Below are 21,779 nucleotides of genomic sequence, written 5' to 3' on the forward strand. Positions count from 1 at the left end.
TGTTAACTATCTCCATCTTCTTCAGGAGGAATTAGAACTTGCCGAGGCTTCGATCCTTCTGACGGTCCCACAATTCCTTTAGCTTCCATCGTATCTACAATTCTGGCTGCCCTGTTATATCCAATTCTAAATCTTCTTTGCAACATCGAAACACTTGCAGATTGCTGTTTTCGAACTAGCTCAACTGCTTGTTGATAAAATTCATCATCCGGTTCGTCACTATCTTCATCCCCATTTCCATCCTGCTGAGAAGGAATCATAGTTTCATCATATTCAGCTTCTTGCTGTTGTTTTACCCATTCAACTACTTTTTCAACTTCATCTACGGAAATAAAAGCTCCTTGAACACGCTCAGGTTTTGAAGCGCCAATTGGTAAAAAGAGCATATCTCCGCGACCAAGTAATTTTTCTGCACCAACTTGATCTAAAATTGTGCGTGAATCGACTCCACTTGATACTGCAAAGGCAATACGAGATGGAACATTCGCCTTAATCAATCCGGTAATAACATCTACACTTGGACGTTGAGTAGCCAAGATCATATGTATACCAGCCGCTCTTGCCATTTGAGCTAAGCGAACAATGGCATCTTCTACATCATGACCAGCTACCATCATTAAGTCACTCAACTCATCTACTATTACTACAATGTATGGCAGTTTTTCCATTACTGGATTATCTTTATCTTGATTATTTTCATCAACCTTTTGGTTATATTCGGTTATGTTTCGAACGCCTCCAGCAGCAAAAAGCTTATAACGTCGTTCCATTTCTTTAACAGTTTTTCTCAATGCATTTGCCGCTAACTTGGCATCTGTAACCACAGGAATTAACAAGTGAGGAATACCGTTATAAACGGATAATTCGACCATCTTAGGATCAATTAAAACCAATTTTACGTCTTCAGGATGTGATTTCATTAGGATACTAGTAATAATTGTATTAATCGCTACTGATTTACCCGATCCCGTTGATCCCGCAATTAATAAGTGTGGCATCTTTCTTAGATCAGCAGAAATTATTTCCCCGGTAACATTTTTTCCTAAAGGAACTGTTAAATCAGATGACTTAGATTTTTTATCTTGATGCATCATTGCATCTTTAAAGGATACAGCTGATGTCGTACGGTTGGGAACCTCAATTCCAATCAAGGGTTTACCCGGAATTGGTGCTTCAATTCTAATATCTTTAGCAGCTAAAGCAAGAGCTAAATCATCAGCTAAATTAACTATTCTACTTACTTTAACACCAACTGCAGGTTGAACTTCATAACGCGTAACAGTAGGTCCTAAAACAGCCTTTTTAACATTGACATCCACCCCAAAACTCTTAAATGTAGATTCTAACACTTGAGTATTCTGCTGAATCAATTTCTTATCTTGGGATTGATCAACATTTTGAATCGGCGCTAATAAATCAAGCGGCGGGAGAACATAATTCTCATTATGATTGTTTACGGCTAATTTAGTATCAAAATCTCCATGATCAACACCACTGAGTTCCTGACGAATTTTATTATCTTCATCAGCGAAAGAATGCGATTTTGGTAAATCGCCTTCAACGTTTTGGTGTTGAATTATTGGTGATTTATTTTGCAAATCAGATTTTGGAGATACAAGAGAATTTTCTGATACAGCATCTTCTGATAGATGTTCACTAGAATCTTCAATTGGAATTGGTTTAAAGGGATCTTCTTCACTTAAACCAAGATTTTCTTGAGGCAGCTTATCTAAATTATCAATTTTAGTTTGCTCATGAAAATCTGCTGTATTTGGAAGAAAATCATCATCAGAGTCATAAGGATCTCTTAAATTTTTTCGGTTATCTTTTTGCTGTTCTCTTTTTTCGACAAAATCAGAATAAGTATTTTGAATTTTATCACTAATTACATTACCAGCAGCCTTATTCTTCTGAATAAATAATTGCGAAACTTTTTGAAAAATTCTTACAATATCAGCAAATTTCACATTAAAGATCATTAAAATACCGCAAATAATTCCGCAAACAGCCAGTGTCAAAGCACCAAGATGACCAAAAATTGGGAAAATTATTTGATAAAGGACAGTTCCAATCAATCCTCCGCCAACGCTAGTAGTGTTTTGGCCTCGAGCAAATTCACCATCAATGATATTAACAAAACTGTTAACGAAATCATGATTAATCATTAGATCTTTAAAGAAATTACTACTTTGCCAGAGCATAACGCCACCATAAGCTAGAATAACGCCACTACTTCGTTTAATTCCAAGATGAGGCTTTTGATTATAAATAATCATTACTAAACCAACAATTCCTAAAATAAAACTCGCTAAATAATGTGTATTACCTACTATAAAACGTAAACAGTTTACTAGCTGACGGCTAAAGATACCAAAGTGTAAGCAAGAGAAGATACTAATTAAGACTAATACGATACCAATCAAAACATTGGTCATATCTTGTTTTTGTTTTTTTGTATTATTTCTTCTCTTCTTTCTTTTCTTGCTCTTAGGCATAGGACATCCTTCCTAATTTTTATCAGAATTTTGTTTCTCTTTAAATTTGAGTTGATCAAAATTTGATTTAAAGTTTAAATTTACCGGTTGTTCCATTGTAATTTGAGTTAGCTGATAAGTTAATGTTTCTATTTCTTCAACCAGAGGGCGTGAAATTAATTCATAGTCGTTTGGCTTTAAATCTCTTCCTTCTCCAAAATAATCAATTAGCTGAACAACTTGGCTTACTAACCCTGATACAGTGAATTGTCCAGGCGCAGGTGCAACTTCAAAAGGAACTGCAACTTCAAAGAAGTGCCCAGACTTCCCTTCATACTGCTCACCTTGATCATTAGTTTGAAATACTTGGCGAATAGATACATTTAAATCATTTTTTACCTTTAAAGTATCATTTAAATCATAATGAAAGTGCTGTACCAAGATAGGAGTCATTTTTTTAATTTCCATTATTTTCACCTAAATTTCGTTCATAACGCTCTGGACGATTATAATCATCTTTTAATTTATCATTTTCATAATGATGCGACGTTTCTAAATTTGGAAATCCTTGTTGTCGTAAAGCTTCTAATAAAACCATAGCAACAGAATTAGATAAATTATAACATCTAATACTATCAGACATGGGAATTCTCAAATTGCGCTCGTAATAATCACGCATGAATGTCTCAGGTAAACCTGTAGTTTCTTTTCCAAATACAAAATAATAATTTTTATTGGTGTCTGTATAATCCACCTGAGCATAATTCTTTGATGAAAATTTTGAAATTAAATACATTTCATCATTTGGTCCTAGAGTATCTAAGAAAGCTTGTAAATCATCATGCAAGTGAATTTCAACTTTATCCCAATAATCTAATCCAGCTCTTTTCATTTTTTTATTATCAATTTGAAAACCTAGAGGTTCAATTAAGTCAAGAACCGTATTAGTTCCTGCACAGGTTCGGGCAATATTCCCTGTATTTGCTGGCATTACTGGTTCAAACAAAACAATATGATTAGTCATAAAATACCCCCTCGTAAAAAAACGTAGCACTTGGATTTTCAAGTACCACGTTAATTTGTTACCTACAATTCTACTCTTTTATTGATTTTTTATCATTACTTGAAGGCTTATTTTCGCTATATAGGGCTGAAATATTGCGATAATAGTTAAATAATCTAGTTAAAATAATTTTAATAACCGCATAAATTGGAATTGCAAAAATTACACCCCATAATCCTGAAACTGCACTTGCACCAATCAATAATAAAATAGTTGTTACAGGATTCATATTCATTTTGTTACCCATTACTAATGGAGAAATTAATCTTCCTTCAATGGTCTGTTCAATTGCGAATACAATAATCACTTTTAACAACATCATCGGAGAAGTCATAATTCCAATAATTAATGCTGGAATAAACGCAATAAAGGTACCAAAATAAGGAATTAAGTTCAAAAATCCTGCTAAAACAGCTAAAGTAATGCCATAGCGTAATCCAATAATTGAGTAGCCAATACTGAACATTACTCCTACCCAGAATGCTACTGTTATTTGTCCACGAATATATGAGGCAATAGCATCATTAATATCATGCAATAAGCTTGCAAAGCTTTCCTGTAAACGTTTAGGAGCAAACTGAGCCAGGTAGGGTTTAAACTTGTGTCCATCCTTTAACATAATAAAAAGAACAAAAGGTGCGGTTAATAATGTCATTACAATCATAGTAATAACATTAACTGCATTAGTAACATTAGCCAAGGCAATATCAATACTATCCTTACTAGTAGTAAATAGCTTGCTTTGGGCAGTTGCAATTGCATCATTGATATTGCCCCTTACACTATTTAAACGAGGATCATGCAGCATGTGATTAAAACTTTTTTGCGCATCTTTCCAATACTCCGGCCAATTATTAACTAATGATGTGGTTTGTTTTTGAACAATTGGTACTAAAATGGCGATAATCCAAATAATTAACCCAATAACTAATAGAAATAGGATAATAATTGTGATAATTCGTGGAACATGCCATTTTTCCTCTAAAAAATCGACTAGTGGATTCATTAAATAAAACTGAATAGAAGCGACTAATAATGGGGGTAAAATAGCATAAAAAAAGGTCCAAACAGGATTTAAAATAAAAGATATTTTATTAAATACCAAAAGAATTAAAAAGAATAAAAGAATATTTAATAAAACTACGCTAAAACGATTATTTAAGAACCACTTAACAAATATGTTATTCTTTGCTGACTCTTTATTTGTTTTTCTTTCCATCAACTAACTCTTTCATATTATAAATAATTCTAATGTGTAATTATGAAAATTAACTAATGTCTTAATAAATTTTACCATAAAACTCAACTTGTTTTTTTGACCTTCTTAACTTACAAATCTTACTTACTAAATGTGATATACTGCTATTAAATTATTAGATGGAAAGGAATCTTATATGAAAGTTTTACTTGGTGGTTATACTACAAAAACTTCAAAGGGAATCTACGCAGGTAAAATCGATACCTCAACTTCTCCCATTGAAATTGAGCAAGTTAAGAATGTTATTAATGTTAATCGTCCTACTTATTTTCAAATAGATGGCGATTTACTGATCACAATTATTCAAGATGGTGTTCAAGCAGGTATTGCCTCATATAAGAAAGATAAGGACACTTATACACAGGTTGATACTTTCTTTCATCCAGGTGCAGCGCCAGCTTATGTTGGTTTAGATCGTACTCATCATTTAATCTTTACAGCAAACTATCATTTAGCTACGCTTAATGTTTTTAGTTATGATGATGGTGGTCATATAACCTTTATTACTAATACTCAGCATCAAGGTAGCGGCCCACGTCCAGAACAAGAAGCGGCCCATCCCCACTACTTTGATCGCACACCTAAAGGTCACCTCGTATCATGCGATTTAGGAACTGATCGTGTAGATTTTTATGATTTTAAAGATAATAAACTCGTTCACTTAGCAACTTACCAAATGGAATCTGGGTTTGGTACACGCCATCTTACCTTTTCTCCTGATGGTAAAACTATGTTTATTGTTGGTGAGTTATCAAGTCAAGTTAACGTAGCTCACATAAATGAAGAGAACTGGACTTTTGAAAATATTGCTACTTATAAAACCATTCCAGATCATTTTGAAGGACACAATGGAGCAGCTGCCATTCGCTTATCTAAGGATGGCAACTTCCTTTATGTTTCTAATCGTGGGGATGATAGCATCGCTGTTTTCAAGGTAAAACCAGATTCACAGTTAGAACTTATCCAGCGAATTTCAACTTTTGGTGCATTCCCACGTGATTTTAACTGGGATAAAGCCCAAAAGTTGGTTGTTGCTGCTAATCAAAATACAAATAATGCTACCTTATATACACGTAATGAAAAAAACGGTACGTTAACGCCAATTCAAAAAAATATTTTAGCTCCTGAAGCAACCTGTGTACAGTTCATCCAATAAAAAATAAGTCATGCTAATCAGCGTGACTTATTTTTTATTGCCATAAATTTTTCATATCTTCTGGATCAGAAATTGTAATTTCTTTTCTTTCAGAAGTAAAAGGATCATTAAAACTTAAAAGAAAACAATTTAATGCTTGACGCTCAAAACTATCTTCTCTTCCATAAAGAGGATCCCCATATAATGGATGTCCAATATGAGACATATGAACCCGAATTTGATGAGTACGACCAGTGAATAACTGTAATTCTACTAGAGCGGCATCATTTGTTTGATCCAACACTTTATATTTAGTTTGCGACGGCTTACCACTTGGCAAAACCCAATGTTTTATGCTCTCATCTTTTTTTCCAATTGGTTGATCTATAATTCCTTCTAATTTATCACTAGCAAAATTTCCATGAACTATGGCATGATATTTTTTTACTAATTTATCTTTCCCCAACTCGCTAAAACGTGCATGAGCAACAGAATTTTTTCCAATTAATACTAGCCCCGAAGTATCACGATCAAGGCGCGTTACCACATGTGGTTTAACTTTTTCTTGCTTTTGTTCAAAATAACCTAAAACTCGATTTACTATGGCATCATCATCTTCGTAACGTGAAGGAATGGATAAAACCCCTGATGGTTTATTTAAAATTAAGTAATTCTTTGTTTCTAAGACAATACTAATGGGATTAGTTGACGCCTTTAGCCATTTATTTTCTTTTTCTCGCCCTATAATAAAGATTACTTCATCCCCTTGATGAAGAAGATACTTACTATATCGCCGCTTATGGTTAACTAACATCATGCCCCCATGATGCCGACTATTAGTCAAAGCTCGATGAGAGAATCCATTTTTCATCAAAAAACGCCCCAATTGTTGGGGAGTTTTTTGTTTAAACACTAATTTAAAATATTGCATTATACTTCTCGATCATGCCCAATAAAGGCATCTTCTACTCGATTCCAAAAATGAGTATGTTGATACTTATCAAATCTAATTACATGTTGTGAAATACGGTATTCAATCTTTTTAATATCTTTCCCTCTCAAAGTATATCCATCATAGGTAATAATATAATCATCATGCCGTGCTTTGGCAGGTTTAATTGTAATCCATTCATCAGGTGAAATAACAATAGGAGAAGAAAGTGTTCTAAAAATTCGATTATTTATTGAGGCAATTTCGGTCATTTGAAGTGCTTTTAAGCGAGGGTGAATAACTGCACCACCAAGTGATTTACTATAAGCTGTAGATCCGGTAGGCGTTGAAACACATAGCCCATCTCCCTTAAAGCTCTCAAAAAATTGGTCCCTAATAAATACATCGGCAGTTAATGTTTTAGAAACTCGTTTAATAGTAGCTTCATTCAAAGCTAAAAGCTTTCTCTTACTATTATCTTTTCGCGTAACTATCAATTCAAGTAATGGATAAGATGCAGTAGAGGGCTGCTTTTTAGTTAAGTTATCGACTAACTTATCTAATTCAAAATTTCGCCAATCAGTATAAAATCCTAGGTGTCCTGTATGCACCCCAATAAAGCGTACTTGATCAATAATATTAACGTATTTATGAAAAGCTGAAATTAGAGTTCCATCTCCACCAACGCTTATGATAACGTCTGGATTCTCCACATCAATTTCTATTTTTTTGGCAGCTAGTAATTTTTCTAGGTTCTTTACTACTGCCTTTGTTTCTACCCGATCATTACTTACAATTGCAACCTTCATTAATGCTCTTTTCCTTTTGTTTTGGTAAATATTCTTTGAGCCTCTTGGACTTCATCCTTAATCGATGACATTTCTTCATCGAGCTTATAAGCCGCTTCCGCAGTTATCTTTAATCTTTCAGAAATATCTTCTGGATATTCACCTTGATATTTATAATTCAAAGTATGTTCGACCGTAGCCCAAAAGTTCATCGCTAAAGTTCTAATTTGTATTTCAGCGATTATTTTTTTAGGTCCCTCAGGAAGATGAACAGTATATTCAATAACCATATGATATGAACGATAGCCAGATGGCTTAGCATTTTTAATATAGTCGCGCTCCTCCACGACCTGCATATCTTGCCGCTCATGAATTAAATCGACCACTTTATAAATATCGTCTACAAATTGGCACATAATTCTAATTCCAGCAATATCTTGCATATCAGTTTCGATAACTTCCGGAGCAATTACCCGTCTTTTCATTTTTTCTTTGATTGAATCAACAGTTTTAACGCGTCCCACTACAAATTCGATCGGTGAATGTTCACCTTCATTTAAAAAACTCTGCCGCAGCGAACGAAATTTAACTTTTAATTCCGAAACGGCTTCTTTATAAGGCCAAAGAAATGTATCCCAATCTTTCATCAGCTAAATCCTTTCCGTTTTTGCCAAAATTATTCTACCATATAGAGGAAGACATATTGAAGAAGATGTTTTGACTTTGGAGGTTAAAATTATGTCAAAAAATATCGAAATAGAATCAAAAACTTTAATAGATCAAAAGACCTATGAAAAAATGAGAGATGCTTTTGCATCAAGGTCTGAATATAATCAACAAAATTTTTATTTTGACACGCCAGATCTTGATCTAGCTAATAATGATGCTAGTGTTCGAATCAGAATTTTCGTAGAACGAGCAGAACAAACTTTAAAAGCAAAAGAAGATAATCCTAAACAGGATACTTTTCATGAAGTAGTTGAGATTAATGATCTTCTTTCTCTTGCACAAGGTGAACAGATGGTTAATGCAGCTCAAAGAGGTGAGCATTTTAGCTTTGGTGGTGACGTTCAAAAATACTTATTAGATCACTTCGGCAAAGAAGTAGCAGATAATTTGGAATTACGTACTTGGAGTAAAACAAGAAGAATTATTGCACCAGGTCCAGATAATTGTGATTTAACTTTGGATATGACCATTTATGAAGATGGCTTTACTGATTTTGAATTAGAAATTGAAAATGATGATCCAAAACTTATCAAAAAAGTTCTAACTGAACTAGAAAAACAATTTAATTTTAAGTCTACAAAAGACAATACTAACCAAAATAAAGTACAACGTGCCTATAGTCACGCAAAATAAGTCGTTTAAGTTTATTTTTGACTAAAAATCTGATAGAGTATTAAGTAGATTATATAGTGGAGAACATATGGAGGAAAAGATATGTTTGAAATCTTCTTCTTTATGAATCCTTTAGGTATTAATTGTTATTTAAATGAAAAAGCAATAATTAACGGTATTGATGATTCACAGAAAAAGGTCGACTATCATTTTATTCCAATGGCAAATATGACTACCATACGCAATGATCTTCTAGCGCGGAATTTGCCGACTTGCGATTTAAATTTGTTTAACAAGTTTAGTCGCCGCACCTTTAATGCTATTAAAGACTATCATGCTGTAAAGCTAATTAAGGGTAACAAAACTGCGAGAAAATTTATATTCGATTTGCAGGCAGCTGTTAATGAAAACGATAAAAAATACTCAAAGGATTTAGTCAACGAATTTTTGCAGAAATATAGTATTAATCCTTCTGCATTTGAAGAAACAAGAATGTCAAAATACGTTCTTTATTCAATGAATAAGGATTCACACTTAGCTAAGAAATTTAATGTTCAAACTACCCCAACTACATTATTTTATGATTATGATCACGATAATTGTAATTATAAAATTGAAGGGAAAGTTACAGAAGATGATGTTGATATCGTATTAAATGAAGCCAATGCTATCAACAACTCTAAGATTAGTGGACAAGCTAATTTGCATCTTTTATAAGAAGGGCATCTCTTAATGAGATGCTCTTTTTTTATGTAAAAAATCAACTATTCTTTTTGAAGTGAAAGGATCTCGGTTTACCATTAAGACTTGGTCAGGTATCTGATCAAGCGTTAATTTTTGCTTGTAAAGTAACTCTCCGACTTCTCTTCCGAATTTTGTTCTATCTCTTAATTGACGATAAAGATAATTTTTTCCTTTCTCAAGACTAGTCAATTTCAATGGTATCGTAGGTGGCATAAATGTAAAAAGCTGTTTTAACCCATCTTCATCTAATTTAAAATCTTTTCTTTGAAACCAAGCTCTGTTGCTATTAGCCTCTAACTGAATGTGATATTTTAAATGGATTTTTTGTCTTGTTGGCTCAATTTCAAGCAAGTACCAACCCCAACTAGGCGATTTTCGTAAATATTTATATTGTGATCGAATAAGTTTCTTTTTTAAGTAATGGCGCTTTCCTACTATCCAAATATCTTTAATATTAAGTTTCTCATATAAAGTATGGCGATGTTGATATTCTTCATCACTTAATGGCGCACATTGAATTTCAAAAGCTATTTTTTTTGACGCTAAAATATCTGCCCGTAATTGATTAAAGGCAAGAGAAACTTCCATCCTTGCTGGATAACCACAAGCTACCAGAGCACTACAAAGCAGCTTCTTACTTTCTAAATGTTCCTGTTTTTCCCCCTCACCGGTAATTAAACTTAAATGCTTGAAAAATGGCGCTTTATATTGAGAAATAATCAAAATTACCCTTTTTTTGCAAGATGGACAATGATAAAAAGTACCATTTAATTTCTTGTATCCTTGATGAACAAGCTGCGCTTCACTAATTGCTAAAACCAATTTCTTATCTAATAGTGCAGCATACATTTTTTCACCCCAATATTTATTACGAAAAAAAGAGTAAAGTTCTTTCAAACTCTACTCTTTTAAGCTTTTGTAAAATATTGTCGCAAATTTCCTAATGCATCTTCTTCAATTAAACGCTTAGCTTTAGGTTTTATCTTATTAAACTTCTTTAATGAAATATTATTTCCAAATTCATTAGCTATAACCCAGGCATCTTCAGGTTTCATTTCAATGTAATTATCATCAAGAAAGGCCAAATCTAAATAATATTGATGCAAATACGTATAAAGACTTGAAGCTAGTCCCTCTACTTTGAGAGTATCAGCTAGTCCTGCAACCATTTCAATACCCTTTAAGACATAAATACGCCGTTGTGATTGAAGTAAGTCAGGCGTTTCTTCTTCGATTTTTGTTTTGCGAAAAGCATTTTTATCACCAGTTTTTTGTAAATCACCTAGTCCATCTAGCAATTGCTTTAATTGAGCATCCCCCTTATCACTTTGATCAGAAACATTATTACCTACTTTAGAAATTAATAATTCTAATCCCGATCCACTTGGCATAACCTGGAAAGTTACAGGGTCATCTTTAGCAAAACTATGATCACCATCAACTTCATTTAAAATTTGATAAAAGAAGTTTTGAATTTGACTTTTATTTCCTAGGAGATCAAGCATAGTGATACCTCGCTCTTTTAATTCATCAGCATCAATGTTCACTTGAATTGTATTTTCATTAATTCTATGTACTTGCACTATTCTCACCTCGGATTATCATTTATCTCTATTGTACCTTATTTTTTGGTACAAACAAAAACGTTAGCTAACCAGCTAACGTTTTTAATATTTTATTTATTATTAAAATTCAATATTAATTAAAGCTTCTGCTTCTTCAAGTTCTAAGCGACGAACTTCTCTTGGCAAGAATCTTCTAATTTCATCTTCATTGTAACCAACTTGTAGTCGACGATCATCCATGATAATTGGACGACGCAACAAACTTGGATTCTTTTCAATTAAATCAAGCAATTGTTGAATAGAAAGATCGTCTAAATTTACCTTTAAATTTTGGAAAGTTCTAGAACGTGTAGAAATAATTTCTTCAGTTCCGTTTTCTGTCATACTAAGAATTTGCATAATTTCGTCTTTGTTTAAAGGTTTTGCAAAAATATTTCTTTCTTTAAATTCAATATCATGTTCCTTTAACCATGCTTTTGCCTTACGACAAGAAGTACAACTTGGTGATGTATATAAATTAATCATAAAAACTACACTCCTTTTTAGATAGAGCTATAAGACTGATTAGAATAATTAAAAAATGTTGGTCTCTCAATTAGATTAATAAGAATTATAGCAGATTTACTTATTTCTCTAAGTAAATCCAAGAACTATTTGTATCTTTCTTTATCTTATACATATACTATAACACGTATTATTAATTTGTCATAAAATAAGAACTCAATATTATAAATTTTTTAAGCAATTTCGTCCCTAGAGCAGAAAAAGAGAAAACGTTTCCACGTCTTCTCTTTTTAATTAAAATAATATTAAATTTATTCGTTGATTCCTAACTTCTTCATTGTTTCTTCAACTAACTTTTTGTTTTCTTCATAAGTTTCAGAAACATCACAAGCTTCATTAGCTAGTTCTTTAATATCATTAGTATTAATTTTCTTCATCAAACTTCTGATACGTAAAATTGAAGTTGCACTCATTGAATATTCATCCAATCCCATTGATAAAAGAATTGGGAACATTATGTCATCACCAGCAGCTTCACCACACATACCACACCAGATGCCATTTTCGTGGGCACCATCAATAGTATGTTTGATCAAACGTAAAACTGAAGGATTATATGGTTGATATAGGTAGGAAACATTGTCATTTCCACGGTCAGCAGCCATAGTGTATTGAATAAGGTCATTAGTACCAATTGAGAAGAAATCGACTTCCTTAGCAAATTGATCTGCTAAAACTGCTGCAGCTGGAACTTCAATCATCATACCTACTTGAAGATCATCACCGATCTTAACACCCTTCTTGACTAAATCATCTTTTTCTTCTGCAAGAATCTTCTTGGCCTTACGTAATTCATCAAGCGTACCAATCATTGGGAACATAATACCCAATTTTCCGTAAGCTGATGCACGTAACAATGCTCTTAATTGAGTTCTAAAAATATCAGGATTTTGCATTGAAAGGCGAATAGCACGAACACCTAAGAATGGGTTCATTTCTTCGGGAAGATCCCAGTAATCTAAGTGCTTATCTCCACCGATATCACAAGTTCTAATAACAACTTGCTTACCATCCATACCTTCCAATACAGCTTTATAAGCCTTAAATTGATCTTCTTCAGATGGAAAATCAGATGAATCCATATATAAGAATTCAGTACGGTAAAGTCCAATAGCTTCAGCACCATTTTCCTTTACACCCTCCATATCATCTGGAGTACCAATATTGGCAGCAATGGTAAAGTGTTTACCGTTAGCGGTAACTGAAGGTTCATCTTTAAGTTTCTTCCATTCAGCCTTACGCTTGGCAAATGCTTTACCCTTTTCAGTGTATTCTTTTACTTCTGAATCAGATGGATTAAAAAGCACATCACCATCTAAACCATCAGCAATAACCATTTCACCGTCTTTAACATCTGAAGTAATAGTTTCAGTACCAACTACAGCTGGGATTTCAAGTGAACGTGCCATAATTGCTGAGTGAGCGGTTCTACCACCAATATCAGTCACAAAGCCTTTAACATATTTTTTATTAAGTTGTGCAGTATCACTTGGGGTTAAATCGTGAGCAATAACTACAACTTCGTGATCAATTGAAGCAGGATCTGGCAACTTCTTACCAAGTAAGTGTGCCATAAGTCTTTTTGAAACATCGCGCACATCTGCAGCTCTTTCTTGCATATATGCGTTATCAGTCATACCTTCAAAAATTGCAATATACTTTTGTGCAGTATCATCTAATGCAGCTTCAGCATTGATCTTTTCGTCTTTAATTTCAGTTTCGATGGCACCAGTAAATTCTGGATCACTTAAGAATAAAAGGTGAGCATCGAAGACTTGTGCTTCATCCTCACCTAATGTTTCTTTAGCTTTATCTCGAACAGCTTCGAGTTCTTTAGTTGATTCTTCAACTGCTTTCTTAAAACGAGCAATTTCAGCATCAACATCAGTTATTGAAGTTTTTGAAAACGAAAGGTCAGGCTCTACTAAACGATATGCTTCTGCAATGGCAATACCGTCACTAGCTGCAATACCCTTTAATGTTTTCGTCATTATTCAGCTAAGCCTTCCTTTTTCATAGTATCTGCAATGGCTTCAATGGCTTCTTTAGCGTCATCACCATCAGCCGTAACAGTTACATCAGCACCTTGGCCAACACCAAGTGACATAACACCCATAATTGATTTTAAATTAACAGTTTTACCATTATATTCTAAGTTAATATCTGAATTAAATTTTGATGCAGTTTGTACTAATAAAGTAGCAGGACGTGCATGAATCCCGGTTTCAGCAATAATGTGAAATTCGCGTTTTTCCATTTTAAATTATCTCCTTTTAAATCAAAATAATCGGGAGTTATACCCCATTCGTCTATTAGATTAACATGTTTTCAATGTTAATACAACAGGAATGTAATGGTTTTCATTTTTCTAAACTAAACTTGGTTTTCCGCCTGTTTATAAATGATACTTCCCCCTCTTTGAGCAATTCCAGTAATATCCTGACGACGTCCAAAATTTCTCAAAGCTTGTTGAAATGCAAACGCATCTTTTGCCTCAATCTTATACTCACTTAATTTTCCATCAGCTAAACTTGTTAAAATTTCTTCGTAATTCTTTTCCATAAAAAATCCTATTCTTTTACTTTGTTTCTTTAACCATTATAAATTTAAAAAAATAAATTTTTAAGATAATTTAATAAGTAATTATTTTTCTTTCAAACACTTGCATTTAGTAAGTAAAGCAAGTATGATATAGACAAGTTAGCACTTAGTGCAACCAAGTGCTAAAATTAAAATCCTTGAGATAGGAGGATGATATCTATGCTTTGTGAAAATTGTCAACAAAGACCGGCATCTATCCATCTTCATACTCGAATTGATGGACAAGACCGTGAATTTTCTTTATGTGACTACTGTTATCAACAATTAAGACAAGAACAAGGAAAAATACAAAATATGGATAATGAATTTTTTAGTGATTTTGATGACTTATTTAGTGCCTTAAATGGTCAAAATTCTACTCAAAATAATAATCAAAATGGTCCAATAAATCAGGGAAATGGTCGTACACCTAGAAATAATCAAAACCGTAATAATTCCATTTTAAGTCAATTTGGTACTGATTTAACCGACCTAGCAAAAAAAGGCAAAATCGATCCAGTCATCGGACGTGATAAAGAGATTGCTCGTGTAATCGAAATTTTAAACAGACGTACCAAGAACAACCCTGTTTTAATCGGTGAAGCAGGAGTTGGTAAAACAGCTGTTGTAGAAGGCTTAGCGCAACAAATCGTTGATGGTTCCGTGCCAGAAAAACTACAAAATAAGCGAATTATTTCACTTAATATGGTTTCAATGGTTCAAGGTACCGGCGTGCGCGGTCAGTTTGAACAAAGAATGCAAAAATTAATTAATGAACTTGAAGAACAAACAGATGTAATTCTTTTCATTGACGAAATTCATGAAATCATTGGTGCGGGGAATGCCGAAGGTGGAATGGATGCAGGCAATATTATTAAACCAGCTCTTGCTCGTGGAGAACTTCAATTAATTGGCGCAACCACAATTAAAGAATATCGTAATATCGAAAAAGATTCTGCCTTAGCACGCCGCTTCCAACCTGTTGATGTCAAAGAGCCTTCCTTAAAAGAAACTATTAAAATTCTTCAAGGAATTAGAAAACGTTATGAAGATTACCACCATGTAAAATATACTGATGACTCCATCGAAGCCGCAGTAAACTTATCTTCTCGTTATATTCAAGATCGCTTTTTGCCAGATAAAGCAATTGATCTGCTTGATGAAGCAGGTTCTCGCATGAATTTAACAATTCCATACGTTGATAGTGCAAAAATTGAAGAACGCTTAACAGCAGCTAAAGATCTCAAAGAACAAGCTTCACAAAATGAAGACTATGAAAAAGCTGCTTATTACCGTGATCAAGTTGAAAAATATGAAAAATTAAAAGATCAAAAAGTTGATCCTGACAAAATTCCAACAATCACAAAAAAAATCATGAACAAGATTGTGGAAGAAAAGACCAATATCCCTGTTGGAGACTTACAAAAACAAGAAAAGAACCAATTGAAAAACTTAGAAGACGATTTACAAACTAAGGTTATTGGACAAAATGATGCAGTAGCTACGGTTTCACGTGCTATCCGTCGTAACCGAGTTGGTTTTAATAAATCAGGTCGTCCAATTGGTTCATTCTTATTTGTCGGTCCAACTGGTGTTGGTAAAACTGAATTGGCTAAACAGTTGGCACAGCAAATCTTCGGTTCAGCTGATGCAATGATTCGCTTTGATATGAGCGAATACATGGAACCCTACTCTGTTTCTAAATTAATTGGTTCTGCTCCAGGCTACGTAGGTTATGAAGAAGCTGGTCAATTAACCGAACAAGTTCGTCATAATCCTTATAGTTTGATCCTATTTGATGAAATTGAAAAAGCTCATCCAGATGTCCTTCATCTTTTCTTACAAATTCTTGATGATGGTCGCTTAACAGATTCTCAAGGAAGAACAGTTTCCTTTAAAGACACAATTATTATCATGACGTCTAACGCTGGTCAGGGCATTAAGGAAGCTTCTGTTGGATTTGCAGCTGAAAATACTAAAGAAGAACAATTTAAACGGGTATTAGGTCAATACTTCAAGCCTGAATTCTTAAACCGTTTAGATGACATTGTAGAATTTAACCCATTAGAAAAGCCAGAATTAATTAAAATTGTTGATTTAATGCTTGCTAATACTAATGAAATGGTTAAAGATCATGGCCTACACATTCAAGTAACTGATGTAGCCAAAGAAAAATTAGTAGAAGCAGGATATAATCCTGCCATGGGTGCTCGTCCACTGCGTCGAACTATTCAAGAAGAAATTGAAGACAAGGTTGCTGATTATACTTTGGATCACACAGAGGCTAAAGATCTAATTGCTGACTTAGTAGATGATCAAATCGTAATTTCAAATAATTAAAACAAGTTAGTTAAATAAAAAATCAAAAAAGAGGAAAGAATAAAATTTATTCTTTCCTCTTTTTGTTATAGTCTAGAAGTTAATTTAACATCTGGATATTTATCTTTGAACCATCTTTCTGCAAAAGCATTTTCAAATAAGAATAATGGTTCTTCATTTTTATCTTTGACTAACAAGTTTCTTGAAGAAGACATCTTAGGATCCAACTGATCCGGTTCAATCCAGCGTGCCACACGATTACCCAAAGTATGAAGTTCAACTTCAGAATTATATTCATTCTTCATCCGGTAGGCAAAAACTTCAAATTGTAATTGTCCTACTGCACCTAAGATGTAATCATCTGTACTCCAGCCACGATATAACTGAATTGCTCCTTCTTGAACTAACTGAGTCATTCCTTTATGGAATGATTTTTGTTTCATGACATTCTTAGGGGTTACTCGCATAAAAATTTCAGGAGTAAATTGGGGCAATTCTGGATATTCTATTTTATCTTTGCCAGCATAAATACTATCACCAATTTGGAAGTTACCAGTATCGTATAAACCAACAATATCCCCCGCAACAGCTTCTGAAACTTGAACACGTTCACTAGACATAAACTCGGTTGCATTATTTAGTCGGACTGGCTTCCCGGTACGCGCTAAGTTTACATCGATGCCCTTTTTAAATTCACCACTACCAATTCTAACAAAAGCAATTCGATCACGGTGTTGTGGATTCATATTAGCCTGAATCTTAAAGACAAAACCAGAAAATTCAGGGGTATCAGGCTTAAGAACTTGATCACCATTAACAATATGACTTTCAGGAGCTGGAGCAAGTTTTACAAAGCTATCTAAAAATGTCTCTACTCCAAAATTAGTTAATGCTGATCCAAAGAAAACAGGAGTTTGATCACCTTTAAGCACTTTTTCTTCATCAAATTGATTCCCAGCTTCTCTTAAGAGCTCAATATCATCCAAAGTATTTTGATATAGACCATCTTGGGCTAACTCAGTATCCTCAGCTAATTTCCCCTGGTCATTTAAAGGAATAAAACGATCTTCTCCATCCTTGCGGTAAAGTTCAACACGATTGTTAGCAATATCATAAAGCCCTTTTAATTGTTTACCCATTCCAATTGGCCAATTCATTGCTACACCTTCGATACCCAGTAAATCTTCCAGCTCTGCAATTAAATCTAATGGTTCTCGCCCATCACGATCTAACTTATTCATAAAAGTAAAAATTGGGATACCACGCTGCTTAACAACCTTAAAAAGCTTTTTAGTTTGAGGCTCGATACCCTTAGCCGAATCAATAACCATAACTGCCGCATCAACAGCCATTAATGTACGATAAGTATCTTCAGAAAAGTCTTGGTGCCCAGGAGTATCCAAAATATTAATACGCTTACCTTGATACTCAAATTGCATTACTGAACTTGTTACTGAAATACCACGCTTTTTTTCAATATCCATCCAGTCACTAGTAGCATAATGGCCTGTTTTTCTGGCCTTTACTGTACCCGCATTTCGAATAACTCCACCAAATAACAACATTTGCTCAGTTATAGTAGTTTTACCAGCATCTGGGTGAGAGATAATCGCAAAGGTTCTTCTTTTTTTTACTTTATCAGTTAAATTACTCATTACTTTTTATTAGCTTCCTCTTTTATATTTTTTTCAGGGATGGTCACCAAGAGAGTTAAAATTCTTGACCCTTTCATCCGTCTCGTAGTTAGGGTAATACCATTATCAAGGGTGACACTTAATTTTTCACCTTTTGCAGGTATCACTCCCAGTTTAGTGATTAAATAGCCTGCAATTGTATCGACATCTTCCATTTGTAAATCTGTCTTAAATTTATCATTAAATTCAGCCAAAGTCATTTTCCCATAAACAATATATTTAAATGGTGTTAATTCCTTATAAAGAACTTCAGCTTGATCGACCTCATCATCGATATCTCCGACAATTTCCTCAATCAAATCTTCAATTGTAACTAAGCCAACAACACCACCATATTCATCAGTTAAAATTGCAATTTGGCGCTGCGTTTCCTGCATTTCTGTTAATAATTCACTGATTTCGGTCAATTCTGAGGCATAAAGTGGTGTAGAAATTACATCATGATAAGTAATCCGATCAAAGCCTTTTTGCCAAGCAACTCGTAAAATTGTTCTGATATGAATTATACCTACAATCTTATCTTTTTCCCCATCATAAACAGGAACGCGAGAATATGGTTGACGCAAAATTTCTTCAAGATTTTCTTTTAAATCATCTTGAATATTGATCATAAAAGCATCTGTTCGTGGAACCATCACTTCACGGGCAATAGTTGATTGAAAGTCAACTATTCCTTCCATCATTGAGAATTCTCTTTCAGTAATTTCATTATTTTTATAAAGTCTTGTTAAATCTGTTCTTATCTTTTCAGCCGGTTCAATTTTTTCTTCTCGGTGAAATTTAGCTTTAAATTTACTGAATAAATCACTCGCCGGAGCATCTTTACTCATAGAGTTAACCTACGCTTTCATTAATAAATATAATCCAACCTTAAGAATGAAGGTCATTATATCATAGTCAATTAATATGATAAAATGTAAATCAAGAAATGAGGTTCAGTATATGAAAAAAGAACGAATTTATCTAGTTTTTACATTTTTACTCTTGATCCCTTATCTATGTAGCTTAGGATTAATCGGCATTGCTTACAATGCATTAGTTCGCCATGCAGCAGACTGGGGACGAACAATCATTGGCGCCGTTATTGGTGCCTTAATCATGTTTGCAATAAAGGCCACTATTCAACGTCCCTTAGACTTACTATCTGATGAAGTTGATGAAAAACTTTTTAAGCAATTCTTGCGTCTCTTTAGTATAAAAAGAAGAAAATTACTTTTGATTAGCAACTTAATTCTTGATTTCTTTTTATGCTTACTTGCAACAATATTTATTCGTTTAATCTTACCTCAATCCATTATTATTGGTACTTCAATTGGCTGGGTCTTCCTCATTATGCTTATCTCGACCTGCATTGGAGCTTATGTTGAATACGATAATCTTTCTATTGATCCTCAACAAAAATAAAAATTACTTTTGCAAACTGGAATCCAGATATAATGTTTGGGCCAGTTTTTTTGTACTCAAATTAAGGGTCGTTAATAGATAAGGATACTTACTATCACCTGGATTTTCGTGAAATACTACATCACTTTGAGCTAATTTATCTAAAAATGTTGGAATTACAAAATTCAATGGTTGACTAAAGAAACCCATGTTCATATTTTCAGTATCAATTTCAGCACCTTCAGCTGCAGGTAACATAAAATGATTCAATTGTTTAGGTAATTGCTTAAGCTTTTTTTCAGTTACAATTCCGTACCAGAACATAAAAGTTTCTGGTGCAAATACTACTAAACTTGCACGCTGATTGGTAAAACCATTTTTTTCTAAAAACTTTTTAAAGACTGGATCGTTCTCGGTTTCTTGTACTTGTTGAGCGAAGCTCTTATTGTTATCAATTTGCGCAGGCAAAAACACCTTACCGATAAAATTCATTTCTGAAAGTTTCTTTTTTTCCATTTTCTTTCCCCTTAAAGTTATTATTTTTAGTATCAGGCTTTAAATCAATATATCTGTTATACCAAATTTTAACAAAATCTGGTGCAAATGGTCCCTTTTTCTGATCAATCCATTGCAATAATTCAATTGTAGAACCATGTAAAATAGTATCGATTTTATTTCCATAATGCCAACGCTTTTTGTTTAAAGCATATTCATCTACATCTAAAAGACGTTTTTCTCCGTCAGGAAATACCTTTACATCTAAATCATAATCAATATATTTTAAGGCCTCTCGATCTATCACAAAGGGACTAGCAAGGTTACAATAATATGCTACCCCATCAGATCGTAGCATCACGATAACATTAAACCAAAACTTTTTATGAAAATAAACAATCGCTGGTTCTCTACTTACCCATCTTCGGCCATCACTCTCAGTAATTAGGGTCTTATCATTGACACCGATAATAATATTTTTTTCAGTTTTCACGACCATTGTGTCACGCCACTTACGGTGAAGCTTTCCATTATGCTTGTAAGATTCAATGGCAATATAGTCGCCTTCATTTGGCATTGCCAATTTTCTCACCTCTCACACGTATTATACAGCAAATCAAGCCTCATCTATTTCTGAAAGGTCTACTAACTCGCCTTTTAAAAATGAATCTATTTCACTACTTGAAAAGCCGTGCTGATATAGGTATCTTTTCACCTTTTGCTGGCGCGTAAAAGAATCCTCATTTCGATAACGACGATAGACTTTTGCCCCCTGCTTTTTTAAGGCCTCTATTTGTTCTTCTGCGTCATTTTGCAAGTCAAGTTCACTGATAATATTGGCAATTAACTCATTTGAAAAGCCATGACTTAAAAGCTTATTTTTAGCCTTACGCTCTATTTCTTTGCTAGCAAGCTTACCTTGCTGATGAATTAGGGAGTGAATTAGTCTCAGTCCAGATTTAATCCAATCTTCATCATTTATCTCAAATAGACTATCTTCAATTATATTTTCATCCACACCCTTACGTAGCAATTTATTTCTAATTGAATTCTGTCCATCTTTTCCTATTCTAAGATTATTTTTTATAAAGAGTTTAGCAAAGGCGCTATCATCTAAATAACCTAAGTCCTCTAAATCAGCAATTGCGCTTTCACTAGTTTCCTCACTTATTTCTTTGTCTTTTAGATATTGCTTTACTTCCGCAATCGTGCGCGGCTGATAACTTAAATAATTCAGGGCCAATTCAGTCGCCTTACTATCAGCCTCGGCTTCTTTTATTTGAGCAATTTTTTCTGAAGTTAACTCTGTTCCTTTTAATAATCTAAATTGTGTAAGAATTTTTTCACTGACGCTAAATGCATATTCATTATCAATAAAAATATTATAGCGCCCCTTACGTTTTTGAGACGTTACTTTGGTAATAATTGTCATATATTCCCCTTAA

The 21,779-nt window shown here is 33.6% G+C and carries 23 protein-coding genes; 5 read left to right on the forward strand and 18 right to left on the reverse strand.

All coding sequences use genetic code 11. From position 1 onward, the window contains the following. Nucleotides 1-2 precede the first annotated feature (2 nt). The 4 genes from FP432_RS03830 to FP432_RS03845 all read right to left on the reverse strand — a co-directional run bounded on the left by FP432_RS03830 (nt 3) and on the right by FP432_RS03845 (nt 4,756). A complete protein-coding gene (locus FP432_RS03830; protein WP_265489528.1) occupies nt 3-2,495 on the reverse strand; it encodes a DNA translocase FtsK in 2,493 nt (830 codons plus the stop codon). A 12-nt stretch (nt 2,496-2,507) separates the two neighbouring features. Beyond that, nucleotides 2,508-2,942, reverse strand: coding sequence for a DUF1149 family protein (locus FP432_RS03835; RefSeq protein ID WP_265489529.1), 435 nt, complete (start codon nt 2,940-2,942; stop codon nt 2,508-2,510). After that, complete coding sequence (locus tag FP432_RS03840; protein ID WP_265489530.1) at nt 2,932-3,498, reverse strand: tRNA (cytidine(34)-2'-O)-methyltransferase; 567 nt, start codon at nt 3,496-3,498, stop codon at nt 2,932-2,934. Before FP432_RS03840 ends, FP432_RS03835 begins: the two co-directional genes overlap by 11 nt. Before the next feature lie 70 nt (nt 3,499-3,568). Beyond that, nucleotides 3,569-4,756: an AI-2E family transporter gene (locus FP432_RS03845; protein ID WP_265489531.1), complete on the reverse strand. Its 1,188-nt coding sequence runs from the start codon at nt 4,754-4,756 to the stop codon at nt 3,569-3,571. Between the two features lie 175 nt (nt 4,757-4,931). On the opposite strand from FP432_RS03845, the gene FP432_RS03850 reads away from it, so the two are divergent. Next, entirely contained in the window at nt 4,932-5,951 is a 1,020-nt protein-coding gene (locus FP432_RS03850) for a lactonase family protein (RefSeq protein ID WP_265489532.1), read from the forward strand. Nucleotides 5,952-5,985: 34 nt separating this feature from the next. Here FP432_RS03850 and FP432_RS03855 read toward each other — a convergent pair whose 3' ends face one another. From FP432_RS03855 to FP432_RS03865, 3 genes are read right to left on the reverse strand one after another with little or no spacing between them, the layout of a single operon-like run. Further along, nucleotides 5,986-6,861, reverse strand: coding sequence for an RluA family pseudouridine synthase (locus FP432_RS03855; RefSeq protein ID WP_265489533.1), 876 nt, complete (start codon nt 6,859-6,861; stop codon nt 5,986-5,988). Further along, a complete protein-coding gene (locus tag FP432_RS03860) occupies nt 6,861-7,670 on the reverse strand; it encodes an NAD kinase (RefSeq protein ID WP_265489534.1) in 810 nt (269 codons plus the stop codon). The genes FP432_RS03855 and FP432_RS03860 overlap by 1 nt, the downstream gene beginning before the upstream one ends. Further along, nucleotides 7,670-8,296 carry a GTP pyrophosphokinase gene (locus tag FP432_RS03865; RefSeq protein ID WP_265489535.1) on the reverse strand — a complete coding sequence of 209 codons (627 nt, stop codon included), beginning with the start codon at nt 8,294-8,296 and terminating at the stop codon, nt 7,670-7,672. Before FP432_RS03865 ends, FP432_RS03860 begins: the two co-directional genes overlap by 1 nt. 91 nt (nt 8,297-8,387) lie before the next feature. On the opposite strand from FP432_RS03865, the gene FP432_RS03870 reads away from it, so the two are divergent. After that, nucleotides 8,388-9,011, forward strand: coding sequence for a CYTH domain-containing protein (locus tag FP432_RS03870; protein WP_265489536.1), 624 nt, complete (start codon nt 8,388-8,390; stop codon nt 9,009-9,011). Between the two features lie 81 nt (nt 9,012-9,092). After that, the gene (locus FP432_RS03875) at nt 9,093-9,707 is read left to right on the forward strand and encodes a DsbA family protein (RefSeq protein ID WP_265489537.1); all 615 of its coding nucleotides are present in this window, start codon (nt 9,093-9,095) and stop codon (nt 9,705-9,707) included. 12 nt (nt 9,708-9,719) lie between these two features. Here the strand turns inward: FP432_RS03875 and FP432_RS03880 are convergent, their stop codons facing one another. From FP432_RS03880 to FP432_RS03905, 6 genes are all read right to left on the reverse strand, one after another. After that, nucleotides 9,720-10,631: a competence protein CoiA gene (locus tag FP432_RS03880; RefSeq protein ID WP_265489538.1), complete on the reverse strand. Its 912-nt coding sequence runs from the start codon at nt 10,629-10,631 to the stop codon at nt 9,720-9,722. 11 nt (nt 10,632-10,642) lie between these two features. Next, a complete protein-coding gene (locus FP432_RS03885; RefSeq protein WP_265489539.1) occupies nt 10,643-11,317 on the reverse strand; it encodes an adaptor protein MecA in 675 nt (224 codons plus the stop codon). 102 nt (nt 11,318-11,419) lie between these two features. Beyond that, nucleotides 11,420-11,824: a transcriptional regulator Spx gene (gene spx, locus FP432_RS03890; protein ID WP_265489540.1), complete on the reverse strand. Its 405-nt coding sequence runs from the start codon at nt 11,822-11,824 to the stop codon at nt 11,420-11,422. Nucleotides 11,825-12,114: 290 nt separating this feature from the next. Then, nucleotides 12,115-13,854, reverse strand: a complete 1,740-nt coding sequence (gene ptsP, locus FP432_RS03895; RefSeq protein ID WP_265489541.1) for a phosphoenolpyruvate--protein phosphotransferase — start codon at nt 13,852-13,854, stop codon at nt 12,115-12,117. Further along, a complete protein-coding gene (locus FP432_RS03900) occupies nt 13,854-14,120 on the reverse strand; it encodes a phosphocarrier protein HPr (RefSeq protein WP_265489542.1) in 267 nt (88 codons plus the stop codon). Before FP432_RS03900 ends, ptsP begins: the two co-directional genes overlap by 1 nt. A 116-nt stretch (nt 14,121-14,236) precedes the next feature. Continuing rightward, nucleotides 14,237-14,425: a hypothetical protein gene (locus tag FP432_RS03905; protein WP_265489543.1), complete on the reverse strand. Its 189-nt coding sequence runs from the start codon at nt 14,423-14,425 to the stop codon at nt 14,237-14,239. A 198-nt stretch (nt 14,426-14,623) separates the two neighbouring features. On the opposite strand from FP432_RS03905, the gene FP432_RS03910 reads away from it, so the two are divergent. Then, nucleotides 14,624-16,783 carry an ATP-dependent Clp protease ATP-binding subunit gene (locus FP432_RS03910; RefSeq protein ID WP_265489544.1) on the forward strand — a complete coding sequence of 720 codons (2,160 nt, stop codon included), beginning with the start codon at nt 14,624-14,626 and terminating at the stop codon, nt 16,781-16,783. A gap of 65 nt (nt 16,784-16,848) precedes the next feature. Here the strand turns inward: FP432_RS03910 and FP432_RS03915 are convergent, their stop codons facing one another. Further along, the gene (locus FP432_RS03915) at nt 16,849-18,417 is read right to left on the reverse strand and encodes a peptide chain release factor 3 (protein ID WP_265489545.1); all 1,569 of its coding nucleotides are present in this window, start codon (nt 18,415-18,417) and stop codon (nt 16,849-16,851) included. Then, nucleotides 18,417-19,286, reverse strand: coding sequence for a hemolysin family protein (locus tag FP432_RS03920; protein ID WP_265489546.1), 870 nt, complete (start codon nt 19,284-19,286; stop codon nt 18,417-18,419). The genes FP432_RS03915 and FP432_RS03920 overlap by 1 nt, the downstream gene beginning before the upstream one ends. A gap of 112 nt (nt 19,287-19,398) precedes the next feature. On the opposite strand from FP432_RS03920, the gene FP432_RS03925 reads away from it, so the two are divergent. Further along, on the forward strand, nt 19,399-19,860 hold the full coding sequence (locus FP432_RS03925; RefSeq protein ID WP_265489547.1) for a hypothetical protein: 462 nt from the start codon (nt 19,399-19,401) through the stop codon (nt 19,858-19,860). Nucleotides 19,861-19,863: 3 nt separating this feature from the next. On the opposite strand, the gene FP432_RS03930 is transcribed toward FP432_RS03925, so the two are convergent. From FP432_RS03930 to recX, 3 genes are read right to left on the reverse strand one after another with little or no spacing between them, the layout of a single operon-like run. Next, the gene (locus tag FP432_RS03930) at nt 19,864-20,355 is read right to left on the reverse strand and encodes a hypothetical protein (RefSeq protein ID WP_265489548.1); all 492 of its coding nucleotides are present in this window, start codon (nt 20,353-20,355) and stop codon (nt 19,864-19,866) included. Continuing rightward, nucleotides 20,315-20,917, reverse strand: a complete 603-nt coding sequence (locus FP432_RS03935) for a DUF402 domain-containing protein (RefSeq protein ID WP_265489549.1) — start codon at nt 20,915-20,917, stop codon at nt 20,315-20,317. The genes FP432_RS03930 and FP432_RS03935 overlap by 41 nt, the downstream gene beginning before the upstream one ends. A 33-nt stretch (nt 20,918-20,950) precedes the next feature. Next, on the reverse strand, nt 20,951-21,766 hold the full coding sequence (recX, locus tag FP432_RS03940) for a recombination regulator RecX (protein ID WP_265489550.1): 816 nt from the start codon (nt 21,764-21,766) through the stop codon (nt 20,951-20,953). Nucleotides 21,767-21,779 lie beyond the last annotated feature (13 nt).

It is taken from the genome of Lactobacillus sp. PV034, from assembly GCF_014522305.1.
In the GTDB taxonomy this organism is placed as follows: domain Bacteria; phylum Bacillota; class Bacilli; order Lactobacillales; family Lactobacillaceae; genus Lactobacillus.

Bases quoted from the DNA above. Each gene is read 5' to 3' on its own strand.
- FP432_RS03865 (WP_265489535.1), bottom strand. From the start codon at position 8,296: ATGAAAGATTGGGATACATTTCTTTGGCCTTATAAAGAAGCCGTTTCG.
- FP432_RS03830 (WP_265489528.1), bottom strand. From the start codon at position 2,495: ATGCCTAAGAGCAAGAAAAGAAAGAAGAGAAGAAATAATACAAAAAAA.
- FP432_RS03855 (WP_265489533.1), bottom strand. From the start codon at position 6,861: ATGCAATATTTTAAATTAGTGTTTAAACAAAAAACTCCCCAACAATTG.
- FP432_RS03850 (WP_265489532.1), top strand. From the start codon at position 4,932: ATGAAAGTTTTACTTGGTGGTTATACTACAAAAACTTCAAAGGGAATC.
- FP432_RS03875 (WP_265489537.1), top strand. From the start codon at position 9,093: ATGTTTGAAATCTTCTTCTTTATGAATCCTTTAGGTATTAATTGTTAT.
- recX (WP_265489550.1), bottom strand. From the start codon at position 21,766: ATGACAATTATTACCAAAGTAACGTCTCAAAAACGTAAGGGGCGCTAT.
- FP432_RS03900 (WP_265489542.1), bottom strand. From the start codon at position 14,120: ATGGAAAAACGCGAATTTCACATTATTGCTGAAACCGGGATTCATGCA.
- FP432_RS03910 (WP_265489544.1), top strand. From the start codon at position 14,624: ATGCTTTGTGAAAATTGTCAACAAAGACCGGCATCTATCCATCTTCAT.
- FP432_RS03845 (WP_265489531.1), bottom strand. From the start codon at position 4,756: ATGGAAAGAAAAACAAATAAAGAGTCAGCAAAGAATAACATATTTGTT.
- FP432_RS03920 (WP_265489546.1), bottom strand. From the start codon at position 19,286: ATGAGTAAAGATGCTCCGGCGAGTGATTTATTCAGTAAATTTAAAGCT.
- FP432_RS03915 (WP_265489545.1), bottom strand. From the start codon at position 18,417: ATGAGTAATTTAACTGATAAAGTAAAAAAAAGAAGAACCTTTGCGATT.
- FP432_RS03925 (WP_265489547.1), top strand. From the start codon at position 19,399: ATGAAAAAAGAACGAATTTATCTAGTTTTTACATTTTTACTCTTGATC.
- FP432_RS03905 (WP_265489543.1), bottom strand. From the start codon at position 14,425: ATGGAAAAGAATTACGAAGAAATTTTAACAAGTTTAGCTGATGGAAAA.
- FP432_RS03870 (WP_265489536.1), top strand. From the start codon at position 8,388: ATGTCAAAAAATATCGAAATAGAATCAAAAACTTTAATAGATCAAAAG.
- FP432_RS03930 (WP_265489548.1), bottom strand. From the start codon at position 20,355: ATGGAAAAAAAGAAACTTTCAGAAATGAATTTTATCGGTAAGGTGTTT.
- FP432_RS03840 (WP_265489530.1), bottom strand. From the start codon at position 3,498: ATGACTAATCATATTGTTTTGTTTGAACCAGTAATGCCAGCAAATACA.
- FP432_RS03835 (WP_265489529.1), bottom strand. From the start codon at position 2,942: ATGGAAATTAAAAAAATGACTCCTATCTTGGTACAGCACTTTCATTAT.
- spx (WP_265489540.1), bottom strand. From the start codon at position 11,824: ATGATTAATTTATATACATCACCAAGTTGTACTTCTTGTCGTAAGGCA.
- ptsP (WP_265489541.1), bottom strand. From the start codon at position 13,854: ATGACGAAAACATTAAAGGGTATTGCAGCTAGTGACGGTATTGCCATT.
- FP432_RS03860 (WP_265489534.1), bottom strand. From the start codon at position 7,670: ATGAAGGTTGCAATTGTAAGTAATGATCGGGTAGAAACAAAGGCAGTA.